At 69.6% G+C, this 23,243-nt stretch carries 20 protein-coding genes; 4 read left to right on the top strand and 16 right to left on the bottom strand.

Annotation, left to right across the window (positions count from 1 at the left end; all coding sequences use genetic code 11):
- Window positions 1–83: 83 nt before the first annotated feature.
- Both D9R14_RS02680 and D9R14_RS02675 read left to right on the top strand, forming a co-directional pair.
- On the top strand, window positions 84–2,624 hold the full coding sequence (locus tag D9R14_RS02680) for an alpha/beta hydrolase (RefSeq protein WP_121621722.1): 2,541 nt from the start codon (window positions 84–86) through the stop codon (window positions 2,622–2,624).
- A gap of 301 nt (window positions 2,625–2,925) precedes the next feature.
- Complete coding sequence (locus D9R14_RS02675; protein WP_121621721.1) at window positions 2,926–3,804, top strand: alpha/beta fold hydrolase; 879 nt, start codon at window positions 2,926–2,928, stop codon at window positions 3,802–3,804.
- Between the two features lie 145 nt (window positions 3,805–3,949).
- Here D9R14_RS02675 and D9R14_RS02670 read toward each other — a convergent pair whose 3' ends face one another.
- The 9 genes from D9R14_RS02670 to D9R14_RS02630 all read right to left on the bottom strand — a co-directional run bounded on the left by D9R14_RS02670 (window position 3,950) and on the right by D9R14_RS02630 (window position 12,639).
- The gene (locus D9R14_RS02670; RefSeq protein ID WP_121621811.1) at window positions 3,950–4,828 is read right to left on the bottom strand and encodes a methylated-DNA--[protein]-cysteine S-methyltransferase; all 879 of its coding nucleotides are present in this window, start codon (window positions 4,826–4,828) and stop codon (window positions 3,950–3,952) included.
- A gap of 130 nt (window positions 4,829–4,958) precedes the next feature.
- Window positions 4,959–5,630: a 5,6-dimethylbenzimidazole synthase gene (gene bluB, locus D9R14_RS02665; protein WP_121621720.1), complete on the bottom strand. Its 672-nt coding sequence runs from the start codon at window positions 5,628–5,630 to the stop codon at window positions 4,959–4,961.
- Between the two features lie 20 nt (window positions 5,631–5,650).
- Window positions 5,651–6,688 carry a tryptophan--tRNA ligase gene (gene trpS, locus D9R14_RS02660; protein ID WP_121621719.1) on the bottom strand — a complete coding sequence of 346 codons (1,038 nt, stop codon included), beginning with the start codon at window positions 6,686–6,688 and terminating at the stop codon, window positions 5,651–5,653.
- A 115-nt stretch (window positions 6,689–6,803) separates the two neighbouring features.
- Complete coding sequence (locus D9R14_RS02655; RefSeq protein ID WP_121621718.1) at window positions 6,804–8,324, bottom strand: lipid II flippase MurJ; 1,521 nt, start codon at window positions 8,322–8,324, stop codon at window positions 6,804–6,806.
- A gap of 121 nt (window positions 8,325–8,445) precedes the next feature.
- Window positions 8,446–9,087: an outer membrane protein gene (locus D9R14_RS02650; protein WP_121621717.1), complete on the bottom strand. Its 642-nt coding sequence runs from the start codon at window positions 9,085–9,087 to the stop codon at window positions 8,446–8,448.
- 196 nt (window positions 9,088–9,283) lie between these two features.
- Window positions 9,284–9,979, bottom strand: a complete 696-nt coding sequence (locus tag D9R14_RS02645) for an outer membrane protein (RefSeq protein WP_121621716.1) — start codon at window positions 9,977–9,979, stop codon at window positions 9,284–9,286.
- A 318-nt stretch (window positions 9,980–10,297) separates the two neighbouring features.
- A complete protein-coding gene (locus D9R14_RS02640; RefSeq protein ID WP_121621715.1) occupies window positions 10,298–11,413 on the bottom strand; it encodes an alanine racemase in 1,116 nt (371 codons plus the stop codon).
- Window positions 11,414–11,415: 2 nt separating this feature from the next.
- On the bottom strand, window positions 11,416–12,096 hold the full coding sequence (locus D9R14_RS02635; protein WP_245420492.1) for a GntR family transcriptional regulator: 681 nt from the start codon (window positions 12,094–12,096) through the stop codon (window positions 11,416–11,418).
- 114 nt (window positions 12,097–12,210) lie between these two features.
- Window positions 12,211–12,639, bottom strand: a complete 429-nt coding sequence (locus D9R14_RS02630) for an organic hydroperoxide resistance protein (RefSeq protein WP_121621714.1) — start codon at window positions 12,637–12,639, stop codon at window positions 12,211–12,213.
- A gap of 199 nt (window positions 12,640–12,838) precedes the next feature.
- Here D9R14_RS02630 and D9R14_RS02625 point away from each other — a divergent pair, with 199 nt between their 5' ends.
- Together D9R14_RS02625 and D9R14_RS02620 are read left to right on the top strand one after the other, a co-directional pair.
- Window positions 12,839–13,321, top strand: a complete 483-nt coding sequence (locus D9R14_RS02625; protein WP_121621713.1) for a MarR family winged helix-turn-helix transcriptional regulator — start codon at window positions 12,839–12,841, stop codon at window positions 13,319–13,321.
- A gap of 152 nt (window positions 13,322–13,473) precedes the next feature.
- Window positions 13,474–14,181 (top strand): alpha/beta hydrolase, encoded by a 708-nt coding sequence (locus tag D9R14_RS02620; protein ID WP_121621712.1) that lies wholly within the window; start codon window positions 13,474–13,476, stop codon window positions 14,179–14,181.
- A 150-nt stretch (window positions 14,182–14,331) separates the two neighbouring features.
- Here the strand turns inward: D9R14_RS02620 and D9R14_RS02615 are convergent, their stop codons facing one another.
- The 7 genes from D9R14_RS02615 to D9R14_RS02585 all read right to left on the bottom strand — a co-directional run bounded on the left by D9R14_RS02615 (window position 14,332) and on the right by D9R14_RS02585 (window position 23,178).
- Window positions 14,332–14,511 (bottom strand): YdcH family protein, encoded by a 180-nt coding sequence (locus D9R14_RS02615; protein ID WP_121621711.1) that lies wholly within the window; start codon window positions 14,509–14,511, stop codon window positions 14,332–14,334.
- 370 nt (window positions 14,512–14,881) lie between these two features.
- Complete coding sequence (locus tag D9R14_RS02610) at window positions 14,882–15,679, bottom strand: enoyl-CoA hydratase (protein ID WP_121621710.1); 798 nt, start codon at window positions 15,677–15,679, stop codon at window positions 14,882–14,884.
- Window positions 15,676–16,905 carry a CaiB/BaiF CoA transferase family protein gene (locus D9R14_RS02605; protein ID WP_121621709.1) on the bottom strand — a complete coding sequence of 410 codons (1,230 nt, stop codon included), beginning with the start codon at window positions 16,903–16,905 and terminating at the stop codon, window positions 15,676–15,678. Before D9R14_RS02605 ends, D9R14_RS02610 begins: the two co-directional genes overlap by 4 nt.
- A 141-nt stretch (window positions 16,906–17,046) precedes the next feature.
- A complete protein-coding gene (locus D9R14_RS02600; protein ID WP_121621708.1) occupies window positions 17,047–18,348 on the bottom strand; it encodes a TRAP transporter large permease in 1,302 nt (433 codons plus the stop codon).
- Window positions 18,345–18,953 carry a TRAP transporter small permease gene (locus D9R14_RS02595; protein WP_121621707.1) on the bottom strand — a complete coding sequence of 203 codons (609 nt, stop codon included), beginning with the start codon at window positions 18,951–18,953 and terminating at the stop codon, window positions 18,345–18,347. The genes D9R14_RS02600 and D9R14_RS02595 overlap by 4 nt, the downstream gene beginning before the upstream one ends.
- A gap of 138 nt (window positions 18,954–19,091) precedes the next feature.
- Entirely contained in the window at window positions 19,092–20,069 is a 978-nt protein-coding gene (locus tag D9R14_RS02590; RefSeq protein ID WP_121621706.1) for a TRAP transporter substrate-binding protein, read from the bottom strand.
- 130 nt (window positions 20,070–20,199) lie between these two features.
- Window positions 20,200–23,178, bottom strand: coding sequence for an FAD-binding and (Fe-S)-binding domain-containing protein (locus tag D9R14_RS02585; RefSeq protein WP_121621705.1), 2,979 nt, complete (start codon window positions 23,176–23,178; stop codon window positions 20,200–20,202).
- Window positions 23,179–23,243: the final 65 nt, after the last annotated feature.

Genomic DNA, 23,243 nt, shown 5'->3' with positions numbered 1-23,243 from the left:
GCGCCGGATCATTGCCAAGCCCGCGCCGCCGTGCCACCGATCATGCCGAGAGCGTGTCCAGCGCCGACATCCGGGAGGTTCCTATGCGTCGCCTGACCCAAGCCGTGGCGTCCCTTTCCGGCGGCCTCGGCGCCGCCTTGGCCGCGGCGCTGCTTGTCGCCGCGCCGGCGCTCGCCCAGGCGCCGAAATCGGCCCTGCTGCCGCAGCCGCTCACCGCCGCCTGCTCCCAGGCGCGGCTGTGCAGCCTCAAGAAATTCTACGAGGTGCCGAACTTCCGCATCGGCGGCACCTACGACCTCTCGGCGCCGGATACGTGGCAGAACGGCGGGGAAGGCGGCACGACGCTCGAATCGCTGGGCGGGGGATCGCTCCGCACCGCCTACATCGCGCTCGGCACGCCGAAGCGCAACGCCGCGGGCGAGATCACCAATGCGGTGATCGTCAACGCCTTCTATTCCGGCGACGCCACGGACATGTATGCCCAGTGGGTCGAGGGCACGGGCCTGTCCGGCGGGCCGGTGATCGGGGCGAACCTCGCCATCGACACCAACGAATATTATGTCGTCATCCTCGACGCGCTCGGCCTGTGGGGCACCTCCAAGCCGTCCGAGGGGCTGGGCCAGAAGTTCCCTCAATACAGCTACCAGGACCTCGTCCAGTCGAACTACCGCATGCTGCGCGACCATCTGAAGGTGGCCCGCGCGGCGATGGTGACGGGCGTCTCCATGGGTGCCACTCAGACCTATGTCTGGGGCGTGATGCACCCGGACTTCATGAACGGCCTGATGCCGGTGGGCGGCACAACCCAGTCGGACGGCGGCGACCCGGTCGGCAACTGGACCTTCCAGCTCATGTCGGCGGCGATCGAGAGCGATCCGCAATGGCGCGCCACCGGCGGCAACTACTACAACCTGCCCAAGGACAAGCACCCGAACCAGGGCGTCGCCTTCGGCTGGTCGGTGCTGCTGCTCACAGGCTTCGACTTCGATTTCCGCTCGCAGCAGGACTGGGCGAAGGTGCAGCCCGACATCTTCTACTGGAAGCCGCCGACGCCGCAGGCGGGCGCCTCGGTGAACGCCCGCGCGCTCCTGTTCGACGCGGTGGACCTCCTGTGGCGCAACCGCGCCGGCGAGCAGTACAACATCAACAAGGACCTTTCGCGCATCAGGGCGCGCACCCTTGTCATGCATATCGAGAACGACCAGTGGCTCACCTTCGACCGCGCCCAGCGCGCGGTGGAGAAGGTGCCCGGCGCCGACTTCGTGCACGAGACCTCGCCGGTGGCCCACTATGGCGTGTTCTCGATCCTCAAGAACAAGCAGTTCGATCCGACGGTGGCCTCCTTCCTCGGCGACGTGGCGCGGCTCACCCGCAGCCAGGCGCTGGTGGCGAAGGCCTATCGGACGCCGTCCGTGGCCGCGGACATCACGCCGGACAAGTCGTTCTGGAACAGTTTCGTCACCTATCCCTTCCCGGTGAAGAAGACCAAGGTGAAGGACAAAAACGGCGTCGAATGGGACATCGGCTACATGGACGAATATGCCGGCACCGATCCGAACCCGGAGGTGCTGGTCATCGTCCACGGCAAGGGCGCGTTCGGCGGCCATTACGGCAACGTGATGCGCATCGCGCTGGAGCGCGGGCTGCGCGTGATCGTGCCGGACCTGCCGCACTACGGCATGTCCGGACCCGGCAACCTCGACAAGAGCCCGGCCCGCACCATGCAGGACATGCGCGATGTGGTGCACGGCCTGGTGGTGGACCAGCTCAAGGTCGGCAAGGCCGCGTATCTGGGCCATTCCATGGGCGGGCAATTGGTGCTCGGCTATGCCCTGACCTGGCCCGAGGCGGTGACCAAGCTGGTGCTGGAGGCGCCGGCGGGGCTTGAGGAATATCCCCGCGAGATCACGGTGGCGCCGGGCAAGAAGCTCGACCTCTTCAACCCCGAATTCGCCCGCGACTTCGACAAGTGGAAGGCCACCTGGGACCAGACCGGCCTGAGGGAGCGGGAGAAGAACCAGACCGCCCAGCAGATCGACGATTTTTTCCACTTCCGCCGGCGCGATCCCGTCACCGGCGCGGTGACGCCGTCGAAATCCGGCTACTTCCTGCGCGACAGCGAATATGCCCGGCTCCACACGGCCCAGCGCATCGGCATGATCAAGGGTGACCCGCGCGAACTGCAGCAGTGGGTCGACCTCTTCATCTTCGACATCTACACCATGGCGATCGAGCTGCAGGAGAAGGATCCCAACAGCCTCTTCAAGCGGCTCAGCGAGATCAAGGCGCCGATCTTCCTCGCCTTCGGCGCCAGGGAGCCGTTCATTCCGGGCTATGCCTTCAACGGTCTGAACGACCTTTCGCGCCAGGCCATCATGCCCTTCATGCGGCGCATGACGGCGGCCGGGAGGGACGTGTCGGTGAAGGTCTATCCGGAGACGGCGCACTTCATCCACACCGACGACCCGGTCGAATTCGCCGAGGACGCGGTGGACTTCGTGAAAACCGGCCGGGTGGCGACCACCACGCCCGGCATGGTTGACATCCTCATCAACGGCACCGCCGGCACGCCCAAGGCGGCCGCTCCGGCCGCCGCGGCCACGCCCCAGGGGCTGAACAAATAGGCGCGGGGGCCGCGGAACCACCCTCGCGCCCCGGACGCATGAAGCGTCAGCGGAATGCGAGCCGGGACCCAGCGCAAGAGTTCGCCGCAGGCGCTTCTGCACCCGGCGCCTTTGGTATTGCCCGCTGCGCGGGAGTCTCCCCTGGACCCCGGCTCTGCGCTCCGGCTGCGCCGTCGCTTGTCCGGGGAACGGCTCCGGCTGCGCCGTCGCTGGGCCGGGGAACGGCGCTGGCTGCGCGGCGGGCGGCAATGTGCTGCAATGGCCGGCGCGCGGGCACGGCCGCGCAGGACGGGACCACCCCATGCAAATGCTCGACGTGAACGGCATCCGCCTCGCCTGGCGCGAATGGGGCGAGGGACCGGTGACGGTCCTGTTCGTCCACGGCAACCTTGCCAGCAAGGACTGGATCGCGCTTGCCGCGCCGCATTTCCCGCGCGGCGTGCGCACCATCGCCGTGGACTGGCGCGGCTGCGGCGACAGCGACAAGCCGACCCCGCTCGCGGACTTCTCCAACTATTCGGTTCGCCAGCACGCGGACGACATGCTGGCGGCGCTCGACGCGCTCAAGGTGGATTTCTGCCACCTCGCCACCCACTCCACCGGCGGCATCATCTCCACCCGGATGATCCTGAAGCAGCCGGACCGGTTCGGGCGCGTCTTCTCGCTCTCGCCGGTGGGGCCGCAGGGCATCGCCTTCCCGCCCGAGAAGGCGGCATTCTTCGGCCGCATGAAGGCCGACAAGGCGCTCACGCGCGAGGTCATGGCCACCACCGCGCCGAGCCTGTTCGCCCCCGAGACGCTCCTGCCCAATCCCGGCCCGGCGCGCTTCCTGCCGCAGGTGACGGCCGGCGACGGAGCGCGGGCACGGCTGTTCGGGCACATCGTCGACCAGGTGTTCCAGGTGTCGGACGGCATCTGGTTCGGCACGCCGGACACCCTCACCAAGGAGGCCCACGCGGGCGAGCTGAAGGCGCTCATGGGCACCATCCGCCATCCCCACCTCGTTGCGTGGGGCATGCGCGACGGCGTCATCCCCGAGGCCGACATGACGGAAATGGCGGCGGCGATGCCCGACTGCCGCTTCATCGCCGTGCCGGGCATCGGCCATTCCATGAACCTGGAGGCGCCGGAACTCTATGCCGGCTATTTCGGCGCCTGGTTCGGCGGGCTGGCACGATAGGGAACACCCGTTTCGCCTGGAGAGCGGGGCACGCAAAGAGCGTCAGGCCGGTCCGAAGAGCGCCGGCCTGCCTTGGACAAGCCGGAGCACGGCGGCGGCCACGTCGGCAATTCCCGGAGCTGCGCCGGTAGCGGCGGCCCTTTCCTCACCCCTGCTTCGGCTCCAGCTTGCCGGCTTCCCAGCCCAATATGGCGCGCTTGCGGGTGAGGCCCCAGTGATAGCCCGTGAGGTCGCCGCTCTTGCCCAGCACGCGGTGGCAGGGGACCACGAAGGAGATGGGGTTCTTGCCCACCGCCGCGCCCACCGCCCGCGCGGCCTTGGGGCTTCCCACATGCTCGGCTATGGACGAATAGGTGGTGGCGCGGCCCATGGGGATGCGCAGCAGCGTCTCCCACACCCGTATCTCGAAATCCGTGCCGATGAAGACGATGCGCAGGGGCTGGTCGTCCCGGCACGCCTCGGGGGAGAATATCCGCGCCACCAGCGGCGCGGTGGCGGCCGGGTCCTCGGCGAAGGCGGCGTTGGGCCACCGGGCGCGCATGTCGGCGAGCGCCGCCGCCTCCTCGCCCGCATCGGCGAAGGCGAGCCCGCACAGGCCGCGCGGCGTCGCCATGGCGAGCGCCAGGCCGAACGGCGAGGGGTGGAAGCCGTAGCGGATGAGGAGGCCGGCGCCGCCGGTCTTCCACTCGCCGGGCGACATGGCCTCATGCACGACGAACAGATCGTGCAGCCGCCCGGGGCCGGAGAGGCCCAGCTCCAGCGCCGCGTCGAGCACGTTGGAGCTCTCGGCGACGATGCGCCGGGCGCGGTCCAGCGTCACCGCCTGCAGGAACGCCTTGGGCGTGAGCCCGCACCAGCGGCGGAACAGGTCGGTGAGCGCGCGGGGGGTGACGCCAGCGGCGCGGGCGATCTCCTCCACCTCCGGCTGCCGGCGCACATGAAGCGAAATGTAGGCCACCGCCCGGCGCACCACGTCGTAGTCGCAGGCGGCGATCTCCAGCAGGGTCGCGGGGGTCGCGGTCATGGGGCGGCGCGCGGCCGGCGGGGACACAAACGGGGCATCGGACGCCAGCACAAGGCATCTCCCTTCAAGCGAGCTTGGCCCATTCCATCAGAGGCGGCCAGCGGCGCCCACCCGTTTTCGCCGGCGCTGCTCACGGCTCGTCCCGCCATGGCGCGCCGAAGCGCTCGGCGAACACCAGCTCTTCGAGCGGCAGGCGCGCGCGCCAGCCGGCCCGCTCCAGGTCCGGCGTGCCGGCGAAATGGGAGACCCGGCCGATGCACAGAAGCGCCACCGGCAGGATGTGCTCGGGAATGCCGAGGATCGCCCTCAGATCGTCGAGCGACAGGATCGAGACCCAGCCGACGCCCAGATTCTCCGCCCGCGCCGCGAGCCAGATGTTCTGCACCGCGCAGACGGTGGAATAGACGTCCACCTCGCTCTGGTGGGTGCGGCCGAGCACCACCGGGCCGGCCCGGCCCCGCTCGCAGGTGACGCACAGGAGCAGCGGCGCCTCCAGCAGCCCTTCGAGCTTCAGCGTGCGGTAGAGGTCGGCGCGCGCGCTCTCGAACAGGGCCGCCGCTTCGGCATTGGCGTGGGCGAAGGCGGCATGGAGCGCGGCTTTGGTCTCCGCCTGCCGCACCAGGATGAAGTTCCAGGGCTGGAGGAAGCCCACCGAAGGCGCCGCATGGCCGGCGGCGAGCAGGCGGGCGACCACCGCCTCCGGGATCGCGTCGGGCAGGAACTCCCGGCGCACGTCGCGGCGGCTCTCGATGCAGCGATAGACCGCGGCGCGCTCCGCGTCGGTGAAGGCGTCGTCGTCCATGCCCGCCTCCAGCGGAAAGATTAGGACCGCACGAGACCCACGATATCCTTCACCTGCCGGATCGTCTCGTCCGCAATCACCCGCGCGCGGCCGGCGCCATCGGCGAGGATGGCATCGATGGCGGACAGGTCGCCCATCAGGCGCTGCATCTCGGCGCCGATGGGGCCGAGCTTCGCCACCGCGAGGTCCACCAGCGCGCCCTTGAAGGTGGAGAACTGGGCGTTGCCGTAGTCCGCCAGAACCTGGGACTTGGAGGTGTCGGCGAGCGCGGCGAAGATGCCGACCAGATTGTCCGCCTCAGGCCGGCCCTTCAGACCTTCTTCCTCGGAGGGCAGCGGCTCGGGATCGGTCTTGGCGCGGCGCACCTTGGTGGCGATGGCGTCGGCATCGTCGGTGAGGTTGATGCGCGAGAAGTCGGAGGCGTCCGACTTCGACATCTTCTTCGCCCCGTCGCGCAGGCTCATGACGCGCGTCGCGGGGCCGGCGATCAGCGGCTCGGTCAGCGGGAAATAGCCCTCCCCGTGGCCGGCCGCGGAGATCGAGGCTGAGAAGTCGTTGTTGAACTTCATGGCGATGTCGCGCGTCAGCTCCAGGTGCTGCTTCTGGTCCTCGCCCACCGGCACGTGGGTGGCGCGGTAGAGCAGGATGTCGGCGGCCATGAGGTTCGGATAGGCGAACAGGCCGACGGAGGCGTTCTCGCGGTCCTTGCCGGCCTTCTCCTTGAACTGCGTCATGCGGTTCAGCCAGCCCATGCGGGCGACGCAATTGAAGATCCAGGCCAGTTCCGCATGGCCGGAGACCTGGCTCTGGTTGAACACGATGTGCGCCTTGGGATCGATGCCGCAGGCGATAAAGGCGGCCGTCACCTCGCGGATGTGGCGCCTCAGTTCCTCGGGGTCCTGCCAGACCGTGATGGCATGCAGGTCCACCACGCAATAGATGCAGGCGTGGGTCTTCTGCAGTTCCACGAAGCGCTTGATGGCGCCGAGATAATTGCCGAGGTGCAGGTTGCCCGTGGGCTGCACGCCGGAGAACACCCGCTCAACCACCGCCGCCATGGCGACCTCCTCGATGGCGGCACACCGCCTCAGAACCTTGCGCCCCGTCCGGGCGTGGCGCGTCATAGAACGCCGGTGCCGCCCGGCGCAAGGCCGGGACGCGCGCCCCTGGGGCTCAGGCGCGCGCGCGCCGCTTCAGGAGCGCGCGCAGCGGCAGCAGGCACGCGCCATAGACGCCGCCGCCGAGGCCGATCAGCGCGGCGAGGCGCAGCGCGGCGGCAAGCCCCGCGCCTTCGGGCACAGGCCAGGCGGCGGCGGCGAAATGCACCGCGAGCGCCATGGCGAGCGTCGCGCCGGCGATGCCGACGGCCGCAGGAAAGAGCGTGGAATCGAACCTGAGCACGCCCCGGCGCGCCAGCAGCGCGCCGAGGGCCAGGATGGAGCCGCCCGCGGAGGCCGCCGCCCCGCCCGCCGCGCCCGCCGGTCCGAAAGCCGCGCCGAGCGCGGCTCCCGCGCCGAAGCACAGCGCGAGCGACGCCAGCGCCACCTTCTCGGCCGCCCCCACGAGCCCGGCGGCCGAGGCGGCGGCGGCGAGGATGCGCTCCAGCCCCTGGAGCGGCAGGGAGAGCGCCAGCACGGCGAGGAACAGCGCCGTCGCCCGCGCGTCCTCGGCATCGAAGCTGCCGCGCTGGAACAGGGTGACGACGATCGGCTGCGCCAGCACGGCAAGGCCTGCCGCCGCCGGCAAGGCGAAGGCGACCGCCGCCACCAGAGCCCGGCCGGCGGCCGTCCCTTCCCCCTTCTCGCGCACCAGGGCCGGCAGCAGCACCGCGCCGGCGCTCGCACCCACGAGGCCGAGCGGAAGGTCCATCAGCCGCTGGGCGTAATTGAGCGCCGCCACCGCGCCCGGCACCGCGGACACCAGCGCGATGATGATGATGAGCCGGAACTGGCTCATGCCCGCAAACAGCAGCGCGGGCGATGCCGCCCGCAGCACCGCGAGGCCCCCGCGCCAGTCGGCCGCGGCATTAAGGAAGCGGGCCGGCGGGCAACCGCGCGCCGCCGCCATCATCAGCGCCAGTTGCGCGACGCCCGCGGCCACCGTCGCCGCGGCGATGGCGAGGGCCGCGGTGTCGCTCTCCATCAGTCCCTGGAGCAGCAGCGCCGCGATCACCGCGAGAACGGTCATGTTGGCGGCCATGGGGGCGAGCGCCGGCAGCAGCACGCGGTAGGAGCGGTTGGCGATGCCGCCGAAGATCGCCGCCATGCCCGAGAGCGGCAGATAGAGCACGGCGACGCGCCCGCACAGAACCGCCACCTCGGCGCGCGGTCCGCCGGCCTCGAAGCCGGGCGCGAGCAGGCCGATCACCTGGCGCATGAACACCGCCGCCAGCACCGCCGCCACCAGAAGGCTGCCGGACAGGAGGATGAAGGCGGCCTTTGCGAGGCTGCGCGCCGGGCCGGCGCCGGGGCCGCGCTCCTCCGCCAGCGCCAAAGCCGGAATGAAGGCGAGATTGAAGGCGCCTTCCGCCAGAAGGCGGCGCGCCAGCAGCGGCAGCGCCAGCGCCGCCACCAGGGCATCCGCCACCGGGCCGGCGCCGAGCACAGCGGCGGTGGCGGCATCGCGCACGAAGCCGAGCACGCGCGAGCCGAGCGTGGCGGCGGAGACGAGCGAGGTGCGCGCGATGAGCGACATGCCGGTGGCTATGCCGCGCCGCGCCCGTCCTGTCGATGGGATGAATGCGGGACAGGCCCGAAACGCAGAAAAGGCCGGCCCCTTCCGGAGCCGGCCCTCTCCCCCGCAACGGGTCGGCGGATCAGAACTTGTAGTTGATGCCGATCTTGCCGGTCTGGGCGGTCACGCCCGCGTCGGCGCCGATATTGTCGTAATATTTCGAGCCGAGGTCGGTGTAGAGATACTCGGCCTTGGCGGTCCAGTGGTCGGTCAGCGCGTATTCGACGCCGGCACCTGCCGTCCAGCCCACATGGGTCTGGGACTGATTCCAGCCGAAATTGTCGACGCTGTTGTTGCCATAAGCGAGGCCGCCCGTGACATAGGGCAGGACGCGGCCGAAGGCATAGCCGAGGCGGCCGCGCACGGTGCCCAGCATGTCGAGGCTGCTCGACAGGCCGCCCGTGGAGGCCGAGATGTCGCCGCCCTGGAGATCGGCCTCGATGCCGGCCACGATGTTGTTGGCGAACTGGTAGTTGAAGCCCACCTGTCCGCCGGCGGACCAGCCCGAGGGATTGATGTTGGCCAGGTCCAGCGCGTCCTTGCCGCTGCCCCAGCCATAGCCGGCATTGCCGCCGATATAGAAGCCGGTCCAGGAGAATACCGGCGCGGGCACCACGACCGGCGCCTTCGCGACCGGCGCCGGCGCGCGGCCGAGGTCGGCCGCCAGGACCGGACCCGCCGAAACCACCGAAAGCATCGCCCCCGCGAGTACGACACGCTTCATGACCCACCTCTTCACTCGATCGGCGGGCAAGCTCGCAGGCCGAGCCGGCCATGCGATGGCCGGTGAAGGGCGAAGCCGTGGCAGGGTGGTGGCTGCGCTCACGAGCGCGTGTTCTGACGTTCCGGCAAACAAACCGGCAAACAAAAAGGGCTCCCGGCGATGCCGGGAGCCCTGATGTCGAGGACCTTGTGGTCGATCAGAACTTGTAGTTCACGCCGGCCTTGAGGACGCTCATGTCGTACTTGGTCTTCACGGTGTCGCCGTTCAGGTAGGTGTGGCTGTCGCCGTCGAACGAGAGGTACTGATACTCGCCCTTGACGGTCCAGTTGTTGGTGACGGCGTATTCGAGACCGCCACCGATGGTCCAGCCCCAATGGGTGCTGTCCGCGGTCCAACCGAACGGGCCGGTGTAGGAGGTGTTGGCCCAGGCCGCGCCGCCGGTGATGTACGGCAGGAAGCGGTCAAAGGCGTAGCCCATGCGGGCGCGGATGGTGCCGTAGGTGTCGAGGCTCTGGGAGGCGAAGGCGCCGCCCACCGGGCCGCCGATCAGCAGGTTGTTCGAGCCGATGTCGGCGAACTGGAGGTCGGCTTCGAGGCCGAGCACCACGTTGTTCGCGAACTGATAGTTGAAGCCGGCCTGCAGACCGCCGGTGAAGCCGTCGGCGTTGCCGAGGCCGTAGGAGAAGGTCGGGCCGAGGAACGGGGTGTAGTCGAGCGAGCTGTTGCCCCACGCATAGCCCACGTTGCCGCCGATGTAGAAGCCGGTCCACGAGAACATCTGCACCGGGACCACCGCCGCCTTCACCGGATAGCGGTTCGCGAGATCCGCGGCCGAAGCCGAGGCCGCCATCAGCGCGAGAGCGGAAACTCCGAGAAGGGTACGCTTGAACATGACAGTTACCTTCTTGTTGGTGTCGGCCCGCCCCGCAAAGGCGACTCCGACGATGGCGCAATAACTAGCGAGATCAGCTCCCCGCGTCTGTAGCCGGAGCGCCACACCCGAAAAATCAAACACGGCGCGTCTGTGGCGATTATTTAACGCGGAGTAACCATGCTTGCCCCATTGCGACCACAATACGAAAAAAACTTTAAATATCGTCTTACCGCGGGAACTTTTTGCCGGGCACGAACATCGGGCGCCCTGCAACTTCAAGGGGGGCGTACAGTATAGCTGGCGCTTTACTTGACCCTCGGGAAGCGTTGAAAATACTCAGGTGCGCGCGCCTCGACCCTCGATGGGCCACACCACGTCCACCGTTTCGCCCCTGACGGCGACGAGCGAGTCATAAAGCGCCACGGTGGGATCGCAGTGCGAGGGCACGAGATGGAGCGCCGCGCCGAGCGCCGGAGCCCTTGCCGGCTCGGCGGCCTCGATGCGTCCCTGCTCGTCGCTCGCCTTGGTGAACGAAAGGTCACTGCGGCCCGCGACATCCGGCATGCCGCAATCGAGATTGAGCGCCTTGGCGCCGGCATCCACATAGCTCACGCCATCCGGCCGGGCGCGCAGCACGGCGGTGCGCACGAACAGGCTCTGGGCGAACGGGCGGTAGGGTCCGCCGTCGCGGTCCCGGTTGCGGGCATAGTCCGTGTCCATGAACACGTAGGAGCCGGGCTGGATCTCGTTGAGCACGCCGGCGCCCGCATCGTCGCGAAAGCTGCCGGTGCCGCCGCCGGTGAGGAGCGGGCACGCCAAGCCGTCCGCCTCAAGGAGGTCGCGGGCGCGCGCGGCGCGGCGCGCGGTCTCGGCGGCGGCATCGGCGCGCGCGGCAGCGTCGCGCACATGCTGGAGCGGGCCGCTATAGGCCTGGAGCCCGCGCAGCACCAGGCCGGGCGCCTGCGCCACTGCCCGCGCCACCGGCAGAAGGCTTTGTGCGCCAAGGCCCATGCGGTCGTCGCCGGCATCGATCTCCACCAGCACCTCGAAGGTCACGCCATGGGCGGTGGCGGCCTCGGACAGCAAAGCGACGTGGGCCGCGTCCGCGGTGAGCGTCGTCACCCGGACGCGCCGCGCCAGCGCGGCGAGGCGGGCGAGCTTGGCCGCGCCGACGATGTGATTCGAGACGAGAAGATCGCCGACGCCGCTCGCCAGCAGCGCCTCGGCCTCCGAGACCTTCTGGCAGCACAGGCCCACCGCGCCGGCCGCCAACTGGCGGCGGGCGATCTCGACGCATTTGTGGGTCTTGGCGTGGGGGCGAAGGGCGATGCCGGCCTCGCGCGCGAACGCCGCCATGGCGGCGATGTTGGCCTCCAGCGCATCGAGGTCCACCAGCAGCGCCGGGGTGTCGATGGCCGCCAGCGGATCGCCGGCCCGCGCGGGGAACGGCATGCTCACTCGGCGGCCGCGGGCGCGTCCTCGCCGAGCGATTCGTGCACCATGCCGGACTTGTGCTTGAGGTGCTCCTTCAGCACCGCGGCGAGGCGCGCGCCGTCGCGCCGCTCCAGCGCCGCCATCATCTCCTCGTGGTCGCGCACCGCCTCGGCCCAGCGCTCGGGCGACTTCTTGGCGGTGAAGCGCACCGCATGGATGCGCACGAGAAGGGTCTGGTAGAGCTGGGTCAGCTCGGCATTGCCGGCGGCGGCGAAGAAGGCGTCGTGGATGGCGCGGTTGAGCTTCATGTAGGCGGCCGGATCGCCCTCGCGGAAATGGCGCACCATCTCGTCGTGCATGCGGCGGATCTCGGCGATGCCGGCGTCCGAGATGCGGGCGCAGGCGATCTCGCCCGCGAGCGCCTCCAGCGCGCCCATGATGGGGAAGAGCTGGTCCACCTCCTGCGGCGTGATTCGCGCGACGGAAGCCCCGCGATTGGGCGAGAGCACCACGAGGCCGGACGAGGCCAGCACCTTCAAGGCTTCGCGCAGGGGTGTGCGGGAGACGCCGAAGCGCGCGCACAGCGCCTGCTCGTTGATCTTGTCGCCGGCGCGCAGCTCGCCGCGCAGCAGCATGCCGTGGAGCAGGTCGACGAGTTCGTCGTGCAGGCTGCGCCGTGAGATCAATCCCGCTTCGACCACGTCAAACGCTCCGCCGGGCGGCCATTCGCCCACCCGAATTATGAATGCATCCGGGGGCGCTGTTCAATCCTTGAAGCCGGCGCCCCTCCCGCCGGGGAGAGGGGCGCCGGGCGATCAGGCCACCGAGAGCTTCACGTCGATATTGCCGCGGGTGGCGTTGGAATAGGGGCACACCTGGTGCGCCTTCTCCACCAGGGCTTCGGCGGCGGCACGCTCGACGCCGGGCAGGCTCACCGCGAGCGCGATCTCAAGGCCGAAGCCGCCTTCCGAGCGCGGGCCGATGCCCACGGTGGCGGTGACGGTGGCGTCCGCCGGCACCTTGGCGGTGCCGCCCTGCGAGGCGACGAACTGCATGGCGCTCAGGAAGCAGGCCGAATAGCCGGCGGCGAACAGCTGCTCGGGATTGACGCCCTGCGCGCCGGTGCCGCCCAGTTCCTTGGGGCGCGCCAGCTTCAGGTCGAGGGCGCCGTCGAGGGTGGCGGTGCGGCCTTCGCGGCCACCGGTGGCGCGGGCGGAGGTCGAATACAGAACGTTGACGGACATTGGTTTTCTCCAGGCTTTGGACGCTCGCGGGATAATGATCGTGAGCGATTTAATCGAACGCGATTTTTCTATCCGGCCGTGGCGCGCGTGTCAACGCTTGCGATTATATCGTGCGATAATTATTTTCGGGACACGCGGTCCCCGCCCGCATCCACAAGGCCGTCCCGCCGTCACGGCGGGGTCGCACAGGACATCCGCCATGCCGCAGACGCCGCCGCCCGACCGCCCCGAAGGAGCCGCCATCCCCCCGCTCGATGACTTCCTGTGCTTCGCGCTCTATGCCGCGGGCCATGCCATGACGCGATTCTACAAGCCGCTGCTCGACCCGCTCGGCCTCACCTATCCGCAGTATCTGGCCATGGTGGCGCTGTGGGAGAAGGGGGAGCGCACGGTGGGGGAGCTGGGGGAGGCGCTGGGGCTCGAATCGAGCACGCTCACCCCGCTCCTGAAGCGCCTGGAGGCCATGGGGCATGTGGTCCGGGCGCGCGATTCGAAGGATGAGCGGGTGGTGCGGGTGCGCCCCACCGACCAGGGCATGGCCCTGCGTGAGCGTGCCGCAGCGGTGCCTGGGTGCCTCTTTGCCGCCTCGGGACTGTCTCTGGACGAACTGGTCAGCCTGCGCAGGCAGTTGGTCGTCCTGCGTCGCGCTTTGGAGACGGAGCCTGGCGCCGCAGACGGTTGAGCGCGGCGCACCGGCGGGACCGCCGCGGTGCAGCGCGCAGATCCCGAAGCGCATCGCCCGCCGTCAAATCCCGTCCCGTCGCGCCCTTGACGGCGCGCGCCGCGCCGGGCCATGGATCGGGTGTTCCGTATCCGGTCGACCAGAGGGACGCGATGCTCGACGGCGCTATCGACCCCGGCCTTGCCGGCCGCCTCTCCTTCACGCCCGCCGTGCCGCGCACCAAGCTAGCGTTGCCCGCCGGGCGGAACGACCTCGGCCTGTTCGCCGAGCGCGATGCGCTGCTGGTGGTGCCGGAGGGGATCGACCCGGACGTCCCCACGCCGCTGATGGTGCTGTTTCACGGCGGCGGCGGCAGCGCGCAGAAGATCCTGCCCATGATGGAGCAGCACGCGCTCGCCCGCGGCTTCCTGCTGCTGGTGCCGCAGTCGCTGTTTCCCACCTGGGATATCGTCATCGCCGGCAACGGGCCGGACCGCGAGCGGCTCGACCAGGCGCTCGCCGAGGTGGCCGCCCGCTTCCGGATCGATCCCGCCCACATCGCCTTCGCCGGCCATTCGGACGGCGGCAGCTATGCGCTCTCGCTCGGGCTCACCAACGGGCGGTTCGTGACCCATGTCATCGTGTCGTCCGCCGGCTTCATGTCGGTGCATCTGCAGGAGGGGGCGCCGCGGGTGTTCCTCTCGCACGGCATCGAGGACACGCAAATTCCCATCGACCGCAGCGGCCGCGCCCATGCGCGCCTGCTGAAGGGGGCGGGCTACGATCTGACCTACCTGGAATACCAAGGCCCCCACGCCTGGCAGCCGCCGGTGGCGGCGCTCTCCGTGGGCTTCTTCCTGGACGATGCGGCGCCGGCATAGCGCCCCGCGCCGATCGGACGTGCGGCCAGACGCACGGATCGATGCGCGCGCGTCGGCGCCGGATCGTGTTCCCGCCGTGCACGGTCAGGCGTTGCGCCAGCCCGCAAGCGACCGGCGCCTGCGCCTGATCGATACCCGGTTTTGAGGAGGTCAGTGGACCGTTGCGGCGGTCGCCGTGCGCGTGATCTGGTCCTTCAGCACCAGCTTCTTGCGCTTCAATTCCGCCAATCGGAGCGGATCGGAGCCCGGATGGGCAAGCTCCCGGTTGATTTCCTGCTGGATGGCCGCGTGACGACGCTTCAGTTCGTCAAGGTGCGACTGGATGGACATGAAGTGCCTCTCCTTGTCTGCAACGCGAGAACCTAAAGATTGTCACGGAGACGGCAAAGAGTCGAACCCATTTCGCGCCTGATCGCGAAAATCTCATCGGCCGGCACGGCCAACGGTAGCCGAAGCGCGCGGGCGGTAGCGGTGGGCTGGAGCGTCAGGAAGCATTTCTTACTTGAACCTTACTTGGCCGAGAGCGCCCGTTGCCGGGCGCATTCGGGACGCGCTCGGGGTGCCTCGGGGGAAGGTCCCGTGGGGTGACGGCGTCCCTGAGCCGTCTCCCGCGACCTGGCGTGGATGCCCGGGTCAAGCCCGGGCAGGACGGACGCGCGGTGGCCGGTTCGGCCGGCCGCCCGGCCCATCCCCTTGCCGCCTAGCGGCCTTCCCATTCGGGCTTGCGCTTCTGGGTGAAGGCCTTCACCCCGGCCTTGAAGTCGGCGCTGCCATAGACCGCGCGCACCAGGTCCTCGTCGCGCGGGGTGAGGTCGGTGCGCAGGCGCGCCAGCGCCGCCTTGGTGGCCCCCATGGTGAGCGGCGCGTGGCTTTTCAGCGCCGCGCACATCACCCGCACCTTGGCATTCAGCTCCTCCTGCGGCACCACGGCGGCGAGATAGCCGGTGGGCGCAATCTGCTCGGCCGTGGGCATCTCGGCGAGCAGCAGCATGCGCTTCACCCAGGCCTCGCCCAGATTGGCGGAAAGCCGCGCGATGTTGCCGGCCGAGAGGCAGTTGCCCAGCGTCGCTGCGATCGGCACGCCGAAGCGGGCGCCGGCCGCCGCCACCCTGAGGTCGCAGGCATTGGCGATCGCCATGCCGCCGCCGGCCGCCACCCCCTCCACCACCGCCAGGGTGGGAACGGACAGCTGCTCGATGCCGGCGATGAAGCGCTCGACCTTCTTCTCGTAGGCGATGCCGTCCTCGCCCGAGGCGAAGGCGTCGAACTGGGTGATGTCGGTGCCGGCCACGAACGCCTTGCCGCCGGCCCCGCGCAGCACGCAGACCCGCACGCTCGGGTCGGCGGCGATGGCGGCGCAGGCCTCGGCCAGCTCCTCATACATGCGCCAGGTCATGGCGTTGCGGGCGGCAGGGCGGTCGAACGTGATGCGGGCGATACCGTCGGCGACGGCGAGGCGGGTCGAGCCCTCGGCGCGGGACGCGCCCTCGCCGCTCATGGGGCTTCCGGCGCGAACGCGCCGGCCTCCTCCAGCGCCGCGAGCGCCGTCGCGTCGAGCCCGGCCTCGGCCAGGACCTCGCGCGTGTGCTCGCCGAGCAGCGGGGGATGCCGCCGCACCTGTTGGGGGGTGCCGGTGAGCTTCACCGGAAAGCCGATATTGGGCACCGTGCCCTCGACCGGGTGCTCGATCTCCATGCGCATCCCCCTGTGCCGCCCGTGCTCGCTGTCGAAGGCTTCAGGGTATGTGTGCATCGCGCCCGCGGGAAGACCCATGGCGAGCAATTCCCCAACCCATTCCTCAGAGTTGCGGGTGACGAAGGTCTCCTCCAGCGCGGCGATCAGCGCCTCGCGGTTCTTCAGGCGCGCCGGATTGTCGGCAAAGCGCGGGTCGGCGAGCAGTTCCGGCCGGTCGATGGCCTCGCACAGGCGGGTCCACAGGCGCTGGTTGGTGGCCCCCATGACGAACCAGCCGTCCTTGGAGCGCACCGCCTGATAGGGCGCGCTCATCTTGTTGGAGGTGCCCACCGGCCCGGGCACCACGCCGGTGCCCCAGTATTCGCACACGTCCCAGATGGAGAAAGCGAGCGCGGCGTCGAACAGGCTGGCGTCGATGAACTGCCCGAGGCCGCTGCGCTGGCGGCCGATATAGGCCGACAGGATGGCGTAGGTGGCGAACAGCGCGCAGCCGATGTCGGCCACCGGCACGCCCGCCTTCACCGGCGGCATGCCGGGATGGCCGGTGACGCTCATGACGCCGGACATGGCCTGCGCCATCAGGTCGAAGCCCGGCCGCTGGGCCCATGGCCCGGTCTGGCCGAAGCCGGAGATCGAGGCATAGACCAGCTGCGGGTTTCTGGCGTTGAGCGTGTCGTAGTCGATGCCGAGCTTGCGGGTCACGCCGGGCCGGTAGTTCTCCACCAGGATGTCGGCGCCGTCCGCGAGCGCATAGAAGGCGTCGCGCCCGGCCTGCGTCTTCAGGTTCAGCGCCACCGAGCGCTTGTTGCGGTTCATGTTGAGGAAGCCGAGGCTGTCGTCTCCCTTGAGTTTGAAGCCCATGGCGCCGCGGGTCTGGTCGCCCGCGCCCGGCGGCTCGATCTTGATGACGTCGGCGCCAAGGTCGCCGAGCAGCATGGCGCAGACCGGCCCCGCCATCACCTGGCTCACGTCGAGGACGCGCACCCCTTCGAGGGGCAGCGGGCGGGCGGGCTCGGGGATCTTGGTCATGGGCTATGTCCGCAGCAGGGAAGAAAAGACGATCGCGCCGGGCGGCAGGGCGCCCGGCGCGTGGGGTGTGGCCATCGATAACACGATCCCGGCCCGGGTGGCGGTCGGCACGCCGAAGACGGCGTGCCGACCGGCGACGGCTTAGCCGGCCGCGTCGCCGTAGAACCACCGCGTCGGCGCCAGCGCGAGCCAGGGCACGTAGGTGCAGATCATCAGCACCAGGAGCAGCACCGCGATATAGCCGAGATTGGCCTTGGTGGTCTTCCAGATGTCCGACTTGGCGATGGCGCAGGCGGCGATGAGCACCGAGGCCACCGGCGGCGTCTGTTGGCCGATGGCGAGGTTCAGCGTGAGCACCAGGCCGAAATGCACAGGGTCGATGCCCACCTGCTGGATCAGCGGCAAGACGATCGGCACGGTGAGGATGATGGCGGCCGCCGAATGCAGGAACATCCCGAGGATCAGGAAGAAGATGTTCAGCAGCAGCAGCACCATGTAGGGGTTGGTGGTGTATTCGAGGATCGAGCCGGCCAGCGCCTGCGGCACCCGCGCCTCGGTCAGGAACACGCCGATGAGCGCCGAGGACGCCACCAGCAGCATCACCACGGCGGTCTGCAGCGCGGCATCGACCAGCGACTTGTAGAGATCGCGCAGGGTCTGCTCGCGATAGATCACGGTGGAGATGAAGAGCGCCGCCACCACGGCCACCGCCGCGCCTTCGGTCGCGGTGACGAAGCCGCCGAAGATGCCGCCGAGGATGATGACCGGCAGCATCAGCGCCCAGGCCGCCTCGCGGAACGCGGTGCCGAGCTTGGACAGGGAGAAGCGCTGCTCCACCGGGAAGTTGTACTTGCGGGCGTAGAAATAGCTGGTGATGGCGAGGCCGGCGCCGCCCAGAAGGCCCGGCAGCAGGCCGGAGATGAACATCTTCACCACCGACACCTGCGCCATCACCGCATACAGGATCATGGGGATGGAGGGCGGCAGGATGATCGCAAGGCTTGCCGACGAGGAGGAGATGGCCGCCGCCACCTCCTTGGAATAGCCGCGGCTCTTCATGGCTGGGATCAGCAGCGTGCCGAGCGCGGCGACGCCGGCGACTGCCGAGCCGGAAATCTCGGCGAAGAACATGGAGGCGCCCACCGTCACCATGGCGAGACCGCCGCGGATGAAGCCCAGCATCGCCGAGGCGAGGTTCACGAGGCGCCGCGAGATGGACGACGAGTTCATGATGCCGCCGGCGAAGATGAACAGCGGGATCGCCAGCAGCGGGAAGTTGGTGGCGCCGTCGAACATCACCAAAGGCACGTTGGGGAGCATGGCTGCCCCTTGCGTGATCCAGATCGCCGCCACCGCCACCACGGCGAGCGCCACCGCGATGGGCACGTTGAGCAGCACCATGCCGAACAGGCCGACGAACATGTATCCGAGCGTGGCGGTCATCGCGCGCGGCCTCCTTCGGCCAGGCCGGAGGTCAGGGGCTTGGACGGGGCGGACGCGCGATCGGGCGCCGCGTCGCCGGGCGCCTCCACGCCGACGCTCTCCAGCGCCTCCTTGAGTTCGTGGTCCTCGAAGCCGTGGCCGCGCGCGGCGGCGAGCACTTCGGGCAGCCGGAGCAGCTCGGCGATGATGAACAGCACCGCCGCGACGGGCAGCGCCGACTGGGTGAGCTGCTGCGACACGTCCGGCAGGGAGACCAGGGTGGAGCCCTGGAGGATCATCACCACTTCCGTGCCGTAGATGGCGAGCAGCGCGAAGAAGCCGATGACGATCGCCTCGGACAGCAGCGTCACCGCCACCCGGAGGTTCGGCGAGAACGCATTGACGATGCCGGGAAACCCGATGTGCGCACCGCGCAGGGCGGCCAGCGCGCTGCCGTAATAGGTGAGCCAGGCGAGGCCGATGGAGGCGATCTCGTCATACCAGACCAGCGAGGCGCCGAAGAAACGGTAGACGAAGCCCATGACGAGGATGATCGTGAGCCCCGCCATGAGCGCGGCGGCGATCACCTCCAGGAACCGGTCGTAATATCTGCGGACGCTCTGCATGGACGGGCTGCTCCGGCGAAGCTGGTCTCGGCGGGAGGGGGCGTGGCCGCCCGGCGGCGGCCGCTGCGCCTCCCCGCGGGTGCGGGGAGGCCATGTCATGGGATGGGCCGCGGCGTGCAGGCCGGCGGTCTTGGCGCCTCAGGAGCCCTTGCCGAGGGCCAGAGACTTGTCGATCAGCGCCTGGCCGCCGTTCACCTGCTTGGCGAACTCGTCATAGACCGGCTTGGAGGCGGCGATGAAGGCGGCCTTGTCGGCCTCGTTGACCTGCATGCCGGCGGCCTTCAGCTTCTCCAGCAGCTCGGCGTCGAGGCGCGCGGCGATCTCCAGCGCGACCGGCTCCATCTCGATCGCGGTCTCCTCCAGCGCCTTGCGCACGTCCGGCGGCAGGTTCTGCCAGGAGCGGCCGGCGGTGAGGTAGGCCGGAGTATAGACGTGGCCGGTGAGCGAGAGATACTTCTGCACTTCCTGGAAGCGCGAGGGATAGATCTGCGCGAACGGGTTCTCCTGCCCGTCCATCACGCCGGTCTGGAGCGCGACGAACACCTCCGACAGCGCCATCGGGCTCGGCGTCGCGCCGTAGGCCTGGAACATCTTCACCCGCCATACGCCCTTCGGCACGCGCAGCTTGATGCCCTGGAGGTCCTCGGGCTTCACGATCGGCCGCTTGCTGTTTGTGATGTGGCGGACGCCGTTCTCCCAGGTGGCGATGATGGTGAAGCCGGCCTTCTGGGCGATCGGCACCAGCGTCGGCTTGATGACCTCGTCGCGGATGCGAGCGGCGTGAACGCGGTCCTTCACCAGATAGGGCATCTCGAACACGCCGAACTCGGGCGCGACCGTGGTCATCACGGTGGAGGGCAGCGCGAGGTCGATGGTGCCGAGCTTCAGCTTCTTCAGCATCTCGTCGTCGCCGCCGAGCTGGCTCGATCCGAACACCACCACCTTCGCCTTGTCGCCGAGCTTGGCGTTGGCGCGCTTGGCGAATTCCTGGCTGGTCTGGTCGAAGAGCGAGCCCGGCTCGCCCACATGGCCGAGCTTGATATCGGTCTGGGCGAGGGCCGCCGAGGCGGTCAGCGCGCCGGCGGCGGCAAGCACGAGGGTGATGATCGATCGCATTTGGCGTCTCCTCCGTTTCCTCCCGAGAGGGAGGCTCTCGGTCGAGCGCCCGGCATCTTCGGCCGGTGCGCGGCAAGTGAATTATGAATGCAGAAATCCGAAAGGCAAGGATGCAAAGCCGCCCTGCGCGTTATTCCGCTGCCTCCTTCAGCGCCGGCCGCGCTTTGGCGGCGGCGACCGCGCGCGCCAGCACCTGCGCCACATGCACCGCCTGGCGCGGCGTGCCGTCGGCGATCTGCTGGCGGCAGGAGGTGCCGTCCGCCACCACCAAGGTATCGCCGTCCGCCGCCCGCACCGCCGGCAGGAGCGCCAGCTCGGCCATGGCCTTCGACGCCGCGACCGTTTCAGTGCCGTAGCCGAACGCGCCGGCCATGCCGCAGCAGCTGGTCTCCACCGTCTCGACCGCGAGGCCCGGCACGAGGCGCAGCGTCTGCTCCACCGCGCCCATGGCGGCGAAGCTCTTCTGGTGGCAGTGGCCGTGCAGCAGCGCGCGCGGGGCGATGGGGGCGAGGTCGAGCGCAAGGCGCCCCGCCTTCGCCTCGCGGGCCAGGAATTCCTCGAACAGCAGCGCCGAAGCGGCGAGCTTCTCCGCCGCCGGGCCGGGCAGCAGCGCCGGCACCTCGTCGCGGAACGACAGCAGGCAGCTCGGCTCCAGGCCGATCACCGGCACGCCGTCCTTAAGGCGCGGGCCGAGCGCGTCGAGCACGCGCTGCGCCTCCCTCTTCGCCTCGTCCACCGCGCCGATGGACAGGAAGGTGCGCCCGCAGCACAAAGGCCGCGACGAACCATCGGCCGGCCGGGCGATCTCCACCCGGTAGCCCGCCGCGGCGAGCACGGTGAGGGCGGCGTCCAGGTTCTCGCGCTCGAAATAGCGGTTGAAGGTGTCCGCCAGCAGGATCACCGGCCGCCCGTCCGCCGGCCCGAAGGCGGCGGGGGTGTCGGCGAACACGTCGCGCCGCCAGCGCGGCAGCGCCCGCTCGGCGGCAAAGCCGGTGACGCGCTCGGCGAGCTTCGCCAGCCCCGGCACGCGGTCGCGCAGGTTCGGCAGCGCCGGCAGCTTCGCGGCGAACGGCGCATAACGCGGCAGGAAGCCGACCAGACGGTCGCGCAGCGAATGGCCGAACCGGGCGGTGCGGGCGGCGAGCGCCTCGATCTTGAAGCGCGCCATGTCGACCCCGGTCGGGCATTCGCGCCGGCACCCCTTGCAAGAGACGCACAGCTTCAGCGTCTCCATCATCTCGTCCGAGGTGAGGGCGTCTTCGCCGAGCTGGCCGGAGAGGGCGAGGCGCAGGGTGTTGGCGCGCCCGCGCGTCACGTCCTTCTCGTCCCGCGTCACGCGGTAGGACGGGCACATGGTGCCGCCGGAGAGCTTGCGGCAGGCGCCGTTGTTGTTGCACATCTCCACCGCGCCCTGGAGGCCGCCGGAGGCGCCGGGAAAGGCGGACCAGTCGAGATGGGTCTTCACCTCGACGGGGTGATACTGCGGCCCGTAGCGGAACAGCGTCCGGTCGTCGAACTTCGGCGCATCGACGATCTTGCCGGGGTTCAGCAGGCCGCGCGGATCGAAGGCGCGCTTCACCGCGCCGAACGCCGCGACGAGGCGGCTGCCGAACATGAATTCGTGGAACTCCGAGCGCACGATGCCGTCGCCGTGCTCGCCCGAATGCGAGCCCTTGTAGGCGCGCACCAGTTCGAACGCCTCCTCGGCGATGGCGCGCATGCGCTTCACGTCGAGGTCCTGGCGCAGGTTCAGCACCGGGCGAACGTGCAGGCAGCCGACCGAGGCGTGGGCATACCAGGTGCCGCGCGTGCCGTTCTTCTCGAACACGTCGCTCAGCCGCGCGGTGTAGTCGGCGAGGTGCTCCAGCGGCACCGCGCAATCCTCCACGAAGGACACCGGCTTTCCCTGGTCCTTCATGGACATCATGATGTTGAGGCCGGAGGTGCGCACGTCGGCGATGGCGGCCTGGAGCGCCGGCTCGGTCACGTCCACCACGCCGCCCCAGCGCGCGCCCTGATGGTCCCAGCCGAGGCCGATATCGCCCATCAGATTGTGGAGACTCGCGAGACGGCGGGCGTTCTCCGCGTCGTCCTCGGAGAATTCCACCAGAAGGATCGCCTCCGGCCGGCCGCGCACGAAGGCGTCCAGCGTCGGGCGGAACATGGCGATGTCGGAGGCAAGTTCCAGCAGCGTGCGGTCCACCAGCTCCACGGCGATGGGGCCGAGCTTCACGATGTGCTGGGCGGCATCCATGGCGGCATGGAACGAGCCGAAGTGGCAGGCCCCCACCGCGCGCCGGCCCATGAGCGGCCAGAGCTTCAGCTCGATGGCGGTGGAAAAGCCGAGCGTGCCCTCCGAGCCCACCAGCACATGGGCGAGGTTGATCTCGGAGGCCGGCACGAGCGCATCTAGATTGTAGCCGCCCACCCGGCGCTGCACCTTCGGGAAGCGCGCTTCGATCTCGGCCGCCTCGCGCGCGCCGAGCGCGGCGAGGTGCTCGGCGAGCGGGCGCAGGGGGGCGGTGGCGGACAGGTCCGAGAGGTCGCCCTTCACCGGGCCGAATCGCGCGGTCGCGCCGCTCGCCAGCAGCGCGTCGATGGCGACCACGTTGTCGCGCGTGGTGCCGTAGCGCAGCGAGCGCCCGCCGCATGAATTGTTGCCCACCATGCCGCCGATGGTGGCGCGCGAGGCGGTGGAGACGTCCACCGGGAACCACAGGCCGTGCGGGCGCAGCTGGCGGTTCAGCTCGTCGAGCACGATGCCCGGCTCCACCACCGCGCGGCGGCCGGACACGTCCAGATCCAGGATCGCGGTGAGGTGGCGCGAGCAGTCGACGATGAGGCCGGTATTGATGGTCTGCCCGCACTGGGAGGTGCCGCCGCCGCGGGCGGTCACGGGCACCTTCTCCTCCAAGGCGATGGCGACGGCGCGCTCGGCCTCGGCGCGCGTCTTCGGCACCACGACGCCGGCGGGCATCTGCTGGTAGGCTGAGGCGTCGGTGGCGTAGCGTCCCCGGCTGAAGCGGTCGAACAGGACCTCGCCGGCGAGCTCCGCCTTCAGGCGCCGCTCAAGGCCGGGTTCCACGATCCGTGCCACGGTCCCTGCCATCCCTGGAGCGCTCCCAGAAAAGTGTTCTTGACTGTTTTTTGCATTCATAATTCATTTTGGCAAGC

It is taken from the genome of Xanthobacter tagetidis (assembly GCF_003667445.1).
In the GTDB taxonomy this organism is placed as follows: Bacteria; Pseudomonadota; Alphaproteobacteria; order Rhizobiales; family Xanthobacteraceae; genus Xanthobacter; species Xanthobacter tagetidis.
The sequence above is the reverse complement of the archived record's forward strand: the minus strand, read 5'-3'. Positions and strand labels throughout refer to the sequence as shown.

Coding starts and splice junctions, on each gene's coding strand:
- D9R14_RS02680 (WP_121621722.1), top strand. CDS start 84: ATGCGTCGCCTGACCCAAGCCGTGGCGTCCCTTTCCGGCGGCCTCGGC.
- D9R14_RS02675 (WP_121621721.1), top strand. CDS start 2,926: ATGCAAATGCTCGACGTGAACGGCATCCGCCTCGCCTGGCGCGAATGG.
- D9R14_RS02670 (WP_121621811.1), bottom strand. CDS start 4,828: ATGACCGCGACCCCCGCGACCCTGCTGGAGATCGCCGCCTGCGACTAC.
- bluB (WP_121621720.1), bottom strand. CDS start 5,630: ATGGACGACGACGCCTTCACCGACGCGGAGCGCGCCGCGGTCTATCGC.
- trpS (WP_121621719.1), bottom strand. CDS start 6,688: ATGGCGGCGGTGGTTGAGCGGGTGTTCTCCGGCGTGCAGCCCACGGGC.
- D9R14_RS02655 (WP_121621718.1), bottom strand. CDS start 8,324: ATGTCGCTCATCGCGCGCACCTCGCTCGTCTCCGCCGCCACGCTCGGC.
- D9R14_RS02650 (WP_121621717.1), bottom strand. CDS start 9,087: ATGAAGCGTGTCGTACTCGCGGGGGCGATGCTTTCGGTGGTTTCGGCG.
- D9R14_RS02645 (WP_121621716.1), bottom strand. CDS start 9,979: ATGTTCAAGCGTACCCTTCTCGGAGTTTCCGCTCTCGCGCTGATGGCG.
- D9R14_RS02640 (WP_121621715.1), bottom strand. CDS start 11,413: ATGCCGTTCCCCGCGCGGGCCGGCGATCCGCTGGCGGCCATCGACACC.
- D9R14_RS02630 (WP_121621714.1), bottom strand. CDS start 12,639: ATGTCCGTCAACGTTCTGTATTCGACCTCCGCCCGCGCCACCGGTGGC.
- D9R14_RS02625 (WP_121621713.1), top strand. CDS start 12,839: ATGCCGCAGACGCCGCCGCCCGACCGCCCCGAAGGAGCCGCCATCCCC.
- D9R14_RS02620 (WP_121621712.1), top strand. CDS start 13,474: ATGCTCGACGGCGCTATCGACCCCGGCCTTGCCGGCCGCCTCTCCTTC.
- D9R14_RS02615 (WP_121621711.1), bottom strand. CDS start 14,511: ATGTCCATCCAGTCGCACCTTGACGAACTGAAGCGTCGTCACGCGGCC.
- D9R14_RS02610 (WP_121621710.1), bottom strand. CDS start 15,679: ATGAGCGGCGAGGGCGCGTCCCGCGCCGAGGGCTCGACCCGCCTCGCC.
- D9R14_RS02605 (WP_121621709.1), bottom strand. CDS start 16,905: ATGACCAAGATCCCCGAGCCCGCCCGCCCGCTGCCCCTCGAAGGGGTG.
- D9R14_RS02600 (WP_121621708.1), bottom strand. CDS start 18,348: ATGACCGCCACGCTCGGATACATGTTCGTCGGCCTGTTCGGCATGGTG.
- D9R14_RS02595 (WP_121621707.1), bottom strand. CDS start 18,953: ATGCAGAGCGTCCGCAGATATTACGACCGGTTCCTGGAGGTGATCGCC.
- D9R14_RS02590 (WP_121621706.1), bottom strand. CDS start 20,069: ATGCGATCGATCATCACCCTCGTGCTTGCCGCCGCCGGCGCGCTGACC.
- D9R14_RS02585 (WP_121621705.1), bottom strand. CDS start 23,178: ATGGCAGGGACCGTGGCACGGATCGTGGAACCCGGCCTTGAGCGGCGC.